Annotated in this window: 10 protein-coding genes; 4 read left to right on the plus strand and 6 right to left on the minus strand. The window is 70.2% G+C overall.

Going from position 1 to position 12,364, the window contains the following annotated elements; all coding sequences use genetic code 11:
* The first annotated feature begins 104 nt into the window (after positions 1 to 104).
* Complete coding sequence (gene ahcY / locus Pka01_RS23635) at positions 105 to 1,532, plus strand: adenosylhomocysteinase (RefSeq protein ID WP_203885039.1); 1,428 nt, start codon at positions 105 to 107, stop codon at positions 1,530 to 1,532.
* Between the two features lie 342 nt (positions 1,533 to 1,874).
* Positions 1,875 to 3,104 (plus strand): adenosylhomocysteinase, encoded by a 1,230-nt coding sequence (locus Pka01_RS23640; protein WP_203885138.1) that lies wholly within the window; start codon positions 1,875 to 1,877, stop codon positions 3,102 to 3,104.
* 156 nt (positions 3,105 to 3,260) lie between these two features.
* On the opposite strand, the gene Pka01_RS23645 is transcribed toward Pka01_RS23640, so the two are convergent.
* A complete protein-coding gene (locus Pka01_RS23645) occupies positions 3,261 to 4,250 on the minus strand; it encodes an RDD family protein (protein ID WP_239115239.1) in 990 nt (329 codons plus the stop codon).
* A gap of 40 nt (positions 4,251 to 4,290) precedes the next feature.
* Here Pka01_RS23645 and Pka01_RS23650 point away from each other — a divergent pair, with 40 nt between their 5' ends.
* Entirely contained in the window at positions 4,291 to 5,283 is a 993-nt protein-coding gene (locus Pka01_RS23650; protein WP_203885040.1) for a stage II sporulation protein M, read from the plus strand.
* A gap of 7 nt (positions 5,284 to 5,290) precedes the next feature.
* On the opposite strand, the gene Pka01_RS23655 is transcribed toward Pka01_RS23650, so the two are convergent.
* The 5 genes from Pka01_RS23655 to Pka01_RS23675 all read right to left on the minus strand — a co-directional run bounded on the left by Pka01_RS23655 (position 5,291) and on the right by Pka01_RS23675 (position 11,343).
* Positions 5,291 to 6,667 (minus strand): DUF58 domain-containing protein, encoded by a 1,377-nt coding sequence (locus tag Pka01_RS23655; RefSeq protein WP_203885041.1) that lies wholly within the window; start codon positions 6,665 to 6,667, stop codon positions 5,291 to 5,293.
* Between the two features lie 179 nt (positions 6,668 to 6,846).
* Positions 6,847 to 7,851, minus strand: coding sequence for an AAA family ATPase (locus Pka01_RS23660; protein ID WP_203885042.1), 1,005 nt, complete (start codon positions 7,849 to 7,851; stop codon positions 6,847 to 6,849).
* On the minus strand, positions 7,848 to 9,050 hold the full coding sequence (locus Pka01_RS23665; RefSeq protein ID WP_203885043.1) for a DUF4350 domain-containing protein: 1,203 nt from the start codon (positions 9,048 to 9,050) through the stop codon (positions 7,848 to 7,850). The genes Pka01_RS23660 and Pka01_RS23665 overlap by 4 nt, the downstream gene beginning before the upstream one ends.
* Positions 9,047 to 9,694, minus strand: a complete 648-nt coding sequence (locus Pka01_RS23670) for a DUF4129 domain-containing protein (RefSeq protein WP_203885044.1) — start codon at positions 9,692 to 9,694, stop codon at positions 9,047 to 9,049. The genes Pka01_RS23665 and Pka01_RS23670 overlap by 4 nt, the downstream gene beginning before the upstream one ends.
* A complete protein-coding gene (locus Pka01_RS23675; RefSeq protein ID WP_203885045.1) occupies positions 9,691 to 11,343 on the minus strand; it encodes a DUF7847 domain-containing protein in 1,653 nt (550 codons plus the stop codon). Before Pka01_RS23675 ends, Pka01_RS23670 begins: the two co-directional genes overlap by 4 nt.
* Positions 11,344 to 11,676: 333 nt before the next feature.
* Between Pka01_RS23675 and mtrA the strand changes: the two genes are divergently transcribed.
* Entirely contained in the window at positions 11,677 to 12,354 is a 678-nt protein-coding gene (mtrA, locus tag Pka01_RS23680; protein WP_203885046.1) for an MtrAB system response regulator MtrA, read from the plus strand.
* Positions 12,355 to 12,364: the final 10 nt, after the last annotated feature.

Genomic DNA, 12,364 nt, shown 5'->3' on the forward strand with positions numbered 1-12,364 from the left:
CGGCCGATTCTCACATTCTCGTGTCAAGTTCGGCCTTCCGGGCGTGCGCCGTGCCGTACGAGCGGCCTAGACTCGCTGAGACGGACAATGGAGGGACACGAAAAATGGACTTCAAGGTCGCCGACCTTGCACTTGCGGAGTTCGGCCGCAAGGAGATCCGCCTCGCCGAGCACGAGATGCCGGGCCTGATGGCGACCCGTAAGGAGTACGCCGCCTCGCAGCCGCTCAGGGGCGCGAAGATCATGGGCTCGCTGCACATGACGATCCAGACGGCCGTGCTGATCGAGACGCTGGTCGCGCTCGGAGCCGATGTCCGCTGGGTGAGCTGCAACATCTTCTCCACGCAGGACCACGCCGCGGCCGCGGTCGTCGTCGGCCCCGAGGGCACCGCCGACAACCCCTCCGGCGTGCCGGTCTTCGCGTGGAAGGGCGAGACGCTGGAGGAGTACTGGTGGTGCACCGAGCAGGCGCTCGCGTGGCCTGACGGCACCGGCCCGAACATGATCCTCGACGACGGCGGCGACGCCACGCTCCTCGTCCACAAGGGCGCCGAGTTCGAGAAGGCGGGGGCCGTCCCGGTCGCCGGCGAGGACGACCCGGAGGAGTGGGCGATCATCCTCGACACGCTCCGCCGCACGGTCACCGACGAGAAGCGCTGGAGCGCCATCGCCCAGGAGATCAAGGGCGTCACCGAGGAGACCACCACCGGCGTGCACCGGCTCTACGAGATGCACAAGTCGGGCCAGTTGCTCTTCCCGGCGATCAACGTCAACGACTCGGTGACGAAGTCGAAGTTCGACAACAAGTACGGCTGCCGCCACTCGGTGATCGACGGCTTGAACCGGGCCACCGACGTGCTGATCGGCGGCAAGGTCGCGGTGATCTGCGGCTACGGCGACGTGGGCAAGGGCTGCGCCGACGCGCTGCGCGGCCAGGGCGCCCGCGTGATCGTGACCGAGATCGACCCGATCTGCGCCCTGCAGGCGGCGATGGACGGCTTCCAGGTCACCACCCTGGAGGACGTCGTCGGCATCGCGGACATCTTCGTCACCACGACCGGCAACTTCGGCATCATCACGGCCGAGCACATGTCGCAGATGAAGCACCAGGCGATCGTGTCCAACATCGGGCACTTCGACAACGAGATCGACATGGCGGGCCTGACCCGCATCCCCGGCATCGTGAAGAACAACATCAAGCCGCAGGTCGACGAGTGGATCTTCCCTGACGGGCACTCCATCCTCGTGCTGGCCGAGGGCCGTCTGATGAACCTGGGCTGCGCCACCGGCCACCCCTCGTTCGTGATGTCGAACTCCTTCACCAACCAGGTGATCGCCCAGATCGAGCTCTTCACCAAGACCGACGAGTACCCGGTGGGCGTCTACGTGCTGCCCAAGCACCTGGACGAGAAGGTCGCCCGTCTCCACCTCGACGCGCTCGGCGTCAAGCTGACCAAGCTGACGAAGAAGCAGGCGGAGTACATCGGCGTGCACGTCGAGGGCCCCTACAAGCCCGACCACTACCGCTACTGATCAACCCCCTGGGTGTGATCATGCACCACCTCGGGTGAATGCTCGCTGAGCTGCCACATCACCGATCGTGATCATGCACACTTTCGTGGAAATGGTGCGTGAGCTGGGGTCATGAGGTTCGTGATCATGCAATGCCGTACGGCCGTGCCCGGTGCGGCCGAAACGGTGCATGATCACGAACCATCCCACCGCAGCTCAGAGTGGTCGTTGCCGAATCTGTGCATGATCACGCTGGGGGGATGGCCAGGTCATTGCGGATAACGCCGAATGCGTGCATGATCACGCGGGTTGTCGGCGGAGGCGGCGGCGGGAATCGAGGAATCTGTGCATGATCACGGCGGGATGGCGGAGGCGGGGGAGCGGCGGATCGGCTGGGCCGCTCGGTCCATGCCCGTGCTCGAGGCCATCGGGGCGAGGTTCGCCCAGGACCGGCCGTTGGACGGGTTGCGCATCGCCGCCTGCCTGCACGTGACCGCGGAGACGGCGGTCGTCATGGGCGCGCTCAAGGCGGGAGGCGCCGAGATCGCCCTTGCCGCCTCCAACCCGCTGTCCACCCAGGACGACGTCGCCGCGGCGCTGTCCACGTACGGCATCGCCGTACACGCTCGGGCGGGCGTGGACCGGGACACCTACTATCGGCACATCCACCAGGCGCTGGACATCGCGCCGAACATCGTGCTCGACGACGGCTGCGACCTGGTCAACATCCTGCACACCGAACGGGTCGAACTGCTCGACGAGGTCGTCGGCGGCTGCGAGGAGACCACGACGGGCATCATCAGGCTCCGTCAGATGGCCGCAGAGAACGCGCTCAGGTTTCCCATGGTCGCGGTCAACGACACCCGTACGAAGCGGATGTTCGACAACAGGTACGGCACGGGCCAGTCCACTCTCGACGGCATCATGCGGGCCACGAACCTCCTGCTCGCCGGGCGCACGGTCGTCGTCGCCGGCTTCGGGTTCTGCGGCCGCGGAGTCGCGGAGCGGGCCAAGGGCCTGGGAGCGCGCGTCGTCGTCACCGAGATCGACCCGGTGAAGGCCCTCGACGCGGCACTCCAGGGGTACGACGTCCAGCCGATGGGGCGGGCCGCGGAGATCGGCGACGTGTTCGTGACGGTCACCGGCAACCGCGATGTCATCCGGGCCGAGCACCTGGCCGTCATGAAGGACGGCGCGGTCCTCGCCAACGCCGGTCATTTCGACGTCGAGATAGACGTCAGGGCCCTGGAAGAGATGGCCCAGACCGTACATTTCGGGATTCGCCCGAACACTGACGAGTACGTCCTGGACAACGGCAGACGGCTGCTCCTCCTCGCGGAGGGCCGCCTGGTGAACCTGAGCGCCGCCGAGGGGCACCCGGCGGCGGTGATGGACATGTCCTTCTCCGCCCAGGCGCTCGCGGTGGCGTGGCTCGCGCAGGAGGCGGCCGGGCTCACCCCCGGCGTCTACGACGTCCCGCCGGAGGTCGACGTCCAGGTGGCGAGGCTGAAACTGGGAGCGGCGGGCATCGAGATCGACGCCCTCACCTCCGAGCAGGAGGACTACCTGCACTCCTGGCGGGTCGGTTCCTGAACTCCCGGACGGCGGGGAAAGGCCGTAAAAGGACGGTGGGCACGACCCGTGCGGCCTCTCCTCCGCACATGGTCGTGCCTCACCTCAACCCCATTAGCAGGCATGGCCCCATGACCTGCACGGGGAACCCATGCCCCTCCAATCGGGCTCTACACCTCACGTGGGGGGGACAAATCCACCCGGGGTGGGGCCGGAGGGTTCCACCGGGGCCTGCGGCGGGCTTGGGGCAGGAGCCGGCGCCTCCCCGCCGGGACGCGCAGACGCCCCGCCGTACGGGGCAGCCTGCCCGCCGTACGGGGCTGCTCCGCCGTATGGGGCTGTTCCGCCGTAGGGCGAGCCCGGCGCGCCGTCATATGGTGGCGCGGCCCACTGGGGAGCCTGGCCGTACGGCGAGGCGGAGTCCCGGGCCTGCGCGAGCCGCACCTGCGCGCGATGACGGCGCTCGGCGAGCACGGCGGCGAGGTAGGCGTGCGGCGGGACGCCCGGCGGGGGCGGGGGCGCCACGCATGCGCTGACCAGGCCCGCGATCCGCATCCCCATGTCGTGCTGCGCGTACGGCGACAATTGGTGCCAGCGGGAGAGGTACTGCCTGGCGGTGTTGGCCAGTTCGTCGGGGAGTTGGGACAGCTCCAGTGTGGAGGCCCATCCGGCGAGCTGCGGCGGCATCGGGGGCGGCGGCGCCTGCCGGGGCGAGCGCTCGCCGATGACGATCGTGCCGGCGAAGATGTCGCCGAGCCGCTTGCCCTTCTGGTTGATCAGTGACGTGATGATCGCGGGAGCGCCGAACAGCGGCCAGAACTCCACCAGCCCTGCCAGTCCGCGAAACAGCGCCTGACGGAACCGCTCGGGCCCGCCGTCCTCGCTCACGACCCTGAGCCCGAGCGCGAGCTTGCCCAGGCTACGTCCTCTGCTGACCGTCTCGAAGATCACCGGATAGCCGACGGCGACCAGCGCGGAGAACAGGATCGCCAGGCCAGCGGTGAGCGCGTCGTCGGTGATGAAGGACGCATTGGTCAGCAGCAGGGAGATCGCGATCACGGCGGCCGTCTGCACGAGCCAGTCGATGAAGAAGGCCGCCGCGCGACTGGGCAACTGGGCGATCCGGACCTCGACGACGACGGCCTCGCCCGTCACTACTTCTGACACACTCGCACCCTACTGTGCGCCGGTCGATAGGGTTTGATCTGTGGACATCGATGCGTTTGTCGCGGCCGGAAAGCCGAGCTGGGACCGGCTTGAAGACCTCGTCCGGCGGCGTCGATCGCTGAACGGCGCGGAGGTCGACGAGCTGGTCGAGCTGTATCAGCGGGCCGCGACGCACCTGTCCATCGTCCGGTCGGGTTCCAGGGACGCCATCCTGGTCGGCCGCCTTTCCGCGCTGGTCGCCCGGGCCCGGTCCGCCGTCACGGGGGCGCACACCCCGGCCTGGCGCGAGGTCGTCAGGTTCTTCACGGTGTCGTTCCCCGTGGTCGCCTACCGGGCGCGCAGGTGGTGGCTGGGGGCGGGCCTCGCCTCCCTGGTCCTCGCGTGGGTCGTCGGCGTGTGGATCGCCAAGAACCCCGACGTCCAGGCCGCGATCGGGACTCCCGAGGACATCAGGCAGCTGGTCGAACACGACTTCGCCGACTACTACTCCGAGAATCCGGCGGCGTCGTTCGCCGGGCAGGTGTGGATCAACAACGCGTACCTGAGCATGCAGGTCATCGCGTCCGCGGTCCTGCTGGGTCTGCCGATCCCCTACATCCTGTTCCAGAACTCGGCGAACGTCGGTCTCCTCGGCGGCCTCATGTCGGCGAACGGCAAGGCCGACATCTTCTGGGGGCTGATCCTTCCTCACGGGCTGCTGGAGCTCACCGCCGTCTTCCTCGCGGCCGGGGCCGGGATGCGCCTCGGCTGGACGATCATCGACCCCGGGCCGCGGCGGCGCGGAGAGGCCCTCGCCGAGCAGGGGCGGGCCGTGATGAGCGTCGCGCTGGGGCTCGTCGCCGTGCTGTTCGTCTCGGGGCTCATCGAGGCCGGCGTCACGCCGTCAGGGCTGCCCACCTGGGCGCGCATCGGCATCGGCGTGCTCGCCGAGGTCCTCTTCCTCACCTATGTGATCTTCTTCGGACGCCGAGCCGTGCGGCGGAACGAGACGGGAGACATCGAGTTCGCCCCCGACCTGGCCCCGACCAGCTGACCGCGCGTCAGAGACGGCCGGCCGCCTTCAGCGCGAGGTAGGCGTCCGCCAGCGCGGAGGCGGCGTCCTCAGGGAGGGCGTCCACGACCTCGACGCCGTGGCGGCGCAGCAGAGACGTGATCCGCCGTCTCTCGCCCCGCAACTGCTCGGCCGCCGCCGCGTCGTAGACCTGCTCCGCCGTACCGCGTCCGGAGGCCATGGCCGCGACGCGCGGGTCGGCGACCGCCGCCACGAGCACCAGGTGCCGCGAGGACAACTGCGGGAGCAGGGGCAGGAGGCCCTCCTCCATCGCGGTTGCGTTGAGGTCGGTCAGCAGCACCACCAGGCAGCGGCGCTTCGCTCTGGCGAGGACGGCCGCCACCATTCCGGCCGAGTCCGCCTCGACGAGTTCGGCCTCGATCGGCGCCATCACGTTGACCAGGGACGACAGCAGCTCGGTGCGAGACGATCCCGCGAGCCAGGCGCGGACCGCGCGGTCGTAGGCGAGGAAGTCGACGCGGTCGCCGGCGCGGGCGGCGAGGGCGGCCAGCAGCAACGCGGCGTCCATCGACCAGTCCAGGCGGGGCCATCCGGGCGCCGGACGAGGCCCGTCGTCGCCCGGGTCCGGGCGGTCGCCCTCGGGCGGCTCCGACGCCAGGGGGATCGGGGCCTTGCCGACGCGGCCCGCCGAGGTGCGGCCGGTGTCCAGCACGATGAGGACCCGGCGGTCACGCTCCGGACGCCAGGTGCGCACGACGACGTCGCGGCGCCTCGCGCTGGCGCGCCAGTCGATGGACCGCACGTCGTCGCCGACGACGTACTCCCTGAGCGAGTCGAACTCGGTGCCCTGGCCGCGCACCAGCGCGGGGTGCTGGCCGTCCAGTTCCCTGAGGCGGGCCAGCTTGGCCGGGAGATGCTTGCGGCTCAGGAACGGCGGCAACACCCGCACCGACCAGGGGACCCGATGCGTCCCCTGCCGTCCGGCCACACCGAGCGGCCCCAGCGAGCGGACCGTCACCGTGACCGCCTCGCGGTCGCCCCTCCGGGTGGGGGTGAGGGTGACGGTGAGGCGTCGCCTCTCTCCCGGCGGCACGTCGACGTGGAGTCGCCGGGGCGCGGCTCCCGCCGAGGGCGGCCAGGCGTCGCGCAGCACGCCGCGGACCCGGCGCGGGCCGGGGTTCTCCACGATCAGCCCGACGGTGACCGACTGGCCGAGCCGTACCAGCCGCTCGCCTTCACGGCTGAAGCGCAGGGGGCGCACCCCGCCCGCGAAGGCCAGGTCGACCACGATCAGGCAGGCGATGAGCAGCACGACGCCCAGCACCGCGAGCCCCGGCCGCGGTGCGAAGAGGACCACGACGGCGCCGAGGGCCGCGAGCAGCCCCGCGCGTCCCGTCAGCGCCATGGTGCCGCCCTTCCTTCTCGTACGGCTCCCGCCACACTGTGCATGATCACGAACTCCATCTTCCCAGGTCAGCCCACTTGATCGCGAACTTGTGCATGATCACGCCAGGAGTAATGCCAGGTCAGGCGGCCAGCCCGCGAGCCTGTGCATGATCACTCCAAGAACCCACTCCAAGAACCTCAGCGGGGGACGGGGACCGAGGCCAGGATGCCGTCCAGGACGCCGTCAGGAGTGGCGCCCTCGAGCTCCGCCTCAGGACGCAGCTGGACGCGGTGCCGCAGCGCCGGCCGGGCCAGGGCCTTGACGTCGTCGGGAGTGACGTACGAACGGCCCGACAGCCACCCCCACGCCCGAGAGGCGGCGAGCAGGGCCGTCGCGCCTCGAGGGGAGACGCCGAGCTGCAGCGACGGCGACTGCCGCGTCGCCCGGGCGAGGTCGACGATGTAGCCGAGCACCTCAGGGGCCACGTGCACCTGCTTGACTGCCTCGCGTCCCGCCTCCAGGTCGGCCGTGGTCGCCACCGGCTTGAGGTGGGTCAGGTCGCGGGGGTCGAAGCCGAGCGCATGCCGTTCGAGCACCGCGATCTCCTGCTCCCGGGGAGGCAGCGGAACGGTCAGCTTGAGCAGGAACCGGTCCAGCTGGGCTTCTGGGAGCTGGTAGGTGCCCTCGTACTCGATGGGGTTCTGGGTCGCCGCCACGATGAACGGATCGGGGAGCGCGCGGGCCGTGCCCTCGACGCTGATCTGGCGCTCCTCCATGGCCTCGAGCAGAGCGGCCTGGGTCTTCGGCGGCGTGCGGTTGATCTCGTCGGCGAGCAGCAGGTTCGTGAAGACCGGGCCCTCGCGGAACTCGAACTCCGATGACTTGGCGTCGTAGACCAGCGAGCCGGTCACGTCGCCCGGCATCAGGTCGGGGGTGAACTGCACCCGCTTGAAATCGAGCGAAAGGGTGGAGGCGAGAGCGCGGACCATGAGCGTCTTGGCGACGCCGGGGACGCCCTCGAGCAGCACGTGCCCGCGGCACAACAGGGCGATCACGAGGCCGGTGACGATGGAGTCCTGCCCCACCACGGCCTTGCCCACCTCGGCCCGCAGCGTGGCGAGCGCCTCCCGCGCCGCGTCGGCCCCCGGCGTGGCCGGCTGGGGGGCTCCGGCTCCGAAGGCCCCGGATCCAGGTGTCGTCACGAGTCTTGTACCTGCCTTTCGAGTGTGTCGAGGAATCCGGCCAGGGCGACGAGCCCGGCGTCGTCGGCGGGAGCGCCGCCGTACAGCGCCTGCCGTACCTGTCCCGGATCCACTCCGGTTCGCACGGAGACCGCCGTGACGATCTCGTCGGGCGTGGCCGTGCGGGGAAGCCCCAGGCGTGGGGTGATGCGGTCTGTCGTCGCCGCGCGCAGGGCGATGGCCGCCCGGTCCCGTGCCCGGCGGGCCCGGTACAGACGACCCCTGCCCTCCACGGTCTCGGCCGCCCGCACCACCACAGGAAGGCGTTCTGCGACGACCGGGCCGAGCCGCCGCCCGCGCCACAGGGCGACCAGGCCCACCGCGATGACGAGTTCGAGGACCGCCCAGCCCACTCCTCCCGGGATCAGGTCGCCGATGCTTTTCGGCTCGGAGCCCGACCCGTCGGACCCGTCCGGGCCTGACGGCTGGGAGGTCTGGTCGGATTGGGCCGGCGGCACCAGCCAGATGAGCCGCTGCTTCGTGCCCGCCAGGTTCGTGGCCAGTGCGGCGTTGCCGTCCTCGGCCAGCCTGAGGTTCGTCATGAACTGGCCGTCGCCCACCACGGTCACCGTATGGCCGTCGACCACGTAGCGGACGAGGGTCGGCTTGCCGTCCGAGGGGTAGCAGCCGGTCGATCCCGGGGGCGCGGTGAACGCCGTGCCGCCCATGTACGCGTCGCCCGCCTGGGTCGCCTCGCGCAGTCCGCACTCCGGCGCCCGCGACCGGGAGCGAGTGCCGCCGATCTCGGCGGTGAGGCCGCGTGCCAGCACGTCCAGGTGCGGGACGTCTCCGACGATCAGCCTGTCGGCGGGTGCGGCGGCGATGCGGCCGGCCTCCCCCTGCGTGAGCGAGACCGAATCGGTGATGAGGAGCTGGCTGTCGGGGCCCGCGGCGGCGAGCGCCGTCGCGACGTCGCCCACTCGCCGGACCTCTACGCCGTGCGCGCCGAGCACCTGGGCCAGAGCCCTGCTGCCGACGAGGGAGGAGTCGCCGGGATCGAGCGGGGTGCCACCCTGGGGCGACCCTGACGGCAGCAGGAGCGGCACGACCGCCGCGATCACGACGATCGCGCCGACCAGCACGATCGCACGCCCCCGCCGCCAGACGCCGCGGGCCGTGGGGGAGACGGAGAAGGACCGCTCGGCCGTCTGGAGCGTCATGCGGAGACCTCCAGCACGACGCGGGCGGCCGCCAGCTTCTCGTCGAGGTCCTTGAGAACGGCGTAGGCCTCAGGGGTCCCCGCCACCTCGCCGTAGGTCACGTCGTCGAACACCCGGGCGGCCGTACGCAGGTCGGACGCGTGGGCCGGCAGGGACCGCCCCGCGCTTTCGGCCAGTTCGAGGGCGGTACGGCCGGGCAGCGGGCTGACGATGGCGCGCTCTTCGAGCCCTCGGGCGATCGCCCGGAGACGTTCCTGGACGGCTCCAGTCCAGTCGCCTTCCGACGCGAGCCGCTCCGCTTCCGCCCGATGTTGCTCGGCCGTCCGCTCCTGGCCGCCGAACACCGCGGCGGCGGTACGGCGGCCACGGGACATGCGGCGCATCGCCCAGAACAGGAGAGCCACGAGGATCGCCAGGATCACGACGATGACGACGAGCGAGACCACGCTCCCCGCTCCGCCCCCGCCGATGCTCACGAGGTCGCCGAGGAACTGGCTCACGATCCGATAGATCCGGTCGAAGAAGCCCTCCTGCTGGTAGCCGGGCTTGAGCAGTTCCCGCGCCGCCTCCTGCTGCGCCTGGTCACGCCCGATGTCGACGGGCGCCCCGAGCAGCGCGAGGGACGGCGACAAGAAAAGGGTCACGGCCGCGGCTCGTGTGGAGGCGTCCCCGTGGAGCCCTGCTGCGGCGTTCCCGGCTCCCCGGGGGCGGGCTCGGCCGCGCTCCCCGGAGCCGGTGACCCCGGAGACCCGTAGGGCGTGGCCGGAGGAGCGGGTGTGCCCGGGGCCGCGTAGGGGGTGGTCGCCGGAGCGCCGTAGGGGTGCGTGGTTCCCGTGCCGTACTGCTGTCCGCCCGCGTCGTAGGCGGGCGTCCCGTACGCGCCCGTGTCGTACCGGACGCCGGGCTCGGCCGCCGCGTAGGAGGGGTGCCAGTAGTCGTCGACGCTCTCGTGCACCCAGCCCTGCTGCTGGTTCCGCCCGGCCGCCGTCTGGAGGACGAGGTCGAACGCCTCGGCCCGCATCCGCCGGTCGGCGTAGAGCAGCCCGTGAACACCCGCCGTGATCGGATAGGTGATCATCGGGGTCAGCACGTTCCCGAGGAAGCCCAGAAACGCGGCCAGGACCGTGACGCCCACCGACGTCCCGCTGAAGCCGAGGAAGGAGGAGACCAGGGAGAAGGGCACGGACAGGACGCCGCCGAGGAGGAAGACGAGGATCGACGTGAGGAGCAGGATGCCGAACACCCGCCAGAAGTCGCCTCTCACCAGCCGCCACGAACGGCGCAGGGAGTCGGTGGGGCCACGCCGCTCGAGCACCAGGCTGGGCGCGGCCAGCGCGAACTTCGTGTTGAAGAACGCGTAATAGACGAACCACCCGATCACCGACAGGACGGTGAGTCCGCCGATCAGTACGCCGGTTTCCGGGGCCATGTCCACGTTGCCGGAGGCAAGGCTGACGAAAAGCACGACGAGCACCGCCGCAATGATCAACAGTGGTGCCGCGATGATCAGACCCTGGAGGAGCACCAGGCCGCACAGGGCCCAGAAACGGGACTTCACCGACCTCCAGGCCTCCCCGGCCGTGATGCGGCCGCCGAAGACGGCCCGGCCGAGCACCCGCATCAGAATGCCGGTGAGGATGGTCGTGGCGATGAAGCCGATGATCGATGACAGGAACAGCCCGGTGTACTGCGCCACGACGTTGCCGACCGGGAAGTCGCTGTCGAAGGACTCCGGGTTGTTCAGCATCTGGCTCATGGTGCGGTTGGAGATCACCTGTGTGATCGTGAGCGGGATCGCGCCGATGGCCGCCACGATGGCCGACAGGCCGAGCGTGGACCGGGGGTTCGACCGGATCAGCTTGATGGCGCCGTCGAGGATGTCTCCGACGCCGAGCGGGCGCAGCGGGATGATTCCCGGGCGCGGCGCCTGCGGGCGATAGCCGTGCGGGGCCGGCGGATAGGCGCCGTAGGGCCCCGTCTGGTACTGCCCGTAACCCTGTTGCCCGTACTGCTGCCCGCCGTATTGCTGTCCAGTGGGCTGCCCTCCGTAGGGCTGGCCGCCGTATTGCTGCCCCCCGTAGGGCTGCCCGCCGTATTGGCCGCTCCCGTACGGCTGACCGCCGTACTGCGGGTGGGAGGGAGGCGGGGCGGCCTGCCCTGGCTGTCCCTGGGCTTGGGGCCCGCCGGAGGATCCGGGAGCGGTCCAGGCGCCGTCGGTTCGTCCGTACGCGGGAGGCTGCTCGGCAGCCCAGCCTGGTGGCACTTCGGGGGTGGGGCCAGGGCCGTCTGTCATGTCCCAATCCTGGCATGATGTACGGAGTCATGGCACGGTGATCGCCTGAGTGACCCCCGGCCGAGCGGTACGGCTGTGGCCGGTCGGTGATCAGCCGGTTACGGGGATGGCAGAAACGGCCTCCTCGGGCGCAGACTTGGAACGTGTCATGTCTGAAGCGTTCCCCACCGTTGTGGCCGCATCTGGTCAGATCATCGCGCGTTCTTCCTCAGCCCTTTAAACTGCATCCTTTGTCATGGTCGTGTAACACGTAAGCGGCAGCCACCGGTAACCTTCGGATGAACCTGTGACAAACGCCCAAATCTCCCGGTTGTGCAGAACGAATGAGGGCCCATGAAAGGTCGTGTGCTGGTCGTCGACGACGACGCCGCTCTCGCCGAGATGCTCGGCATCGTCTTGCGCGGGGAGGGGTTCGAGCCGTCGTTCGTCGCGGACGGCGACAAGGCGCTTGACGCGTTCCGCGACACTCGGCCCGACCTGGTGCTCCTCGATCTCATGCTGCCCGGCGCCGACGGCATCGACGTGTGCCGCAGGATTCGGGCGGAGTCGGGTGTGCCGATCGTCATGCTGACCGCCAAGAGCGACACCATCGACGTGGTGCTCGGCCTGGAGTCGGGCGCGGACGACTACATCGTCAAGCCGTTCAAGCCCAAGGAACTCGTCGCGCGGGTTCGCGCGCGGCTTCGCCGCACGGACGAGCCGACGCCCGAGATCCTCCAGATCGGCGACATCACCATCGACGTCGCCGGCCACTCGGTGAAGCGTGCCGACGAGACGATCAACCTCACGCCGCTCGAGTTCGACCTCCTGGTCGCCCTGGCCCGCAAGCCGCGCCAGGTGTTCACCCGCGAGGTGCTCCTCGAGCAGGTCTGGGGTTACCGGCACGCCGCCGACACGCGACTGGTCAACGTGCACGTCCAGCGGCTCCGCGCCAAGATCGAGAAGGACCCCGAGCACCCGGAGATCGTGGTGACGGTCCGCGGCGTGGGCTACAAGGCCGGGCCGGCCTGACATAAGGGCG

The sequence above is a fragment of the Planotetraspora kaengkrachanensis genome, from assembly GCF_016862895.1.
In the GTDB taxonomy this organism is placed as follows: Bacteria; Actinomycetota; Actinomycetes; order Streptosporangiales; family Streptosporangiaceae; genus Planotetraspora; species Planotetraspora kaengkrachanensis.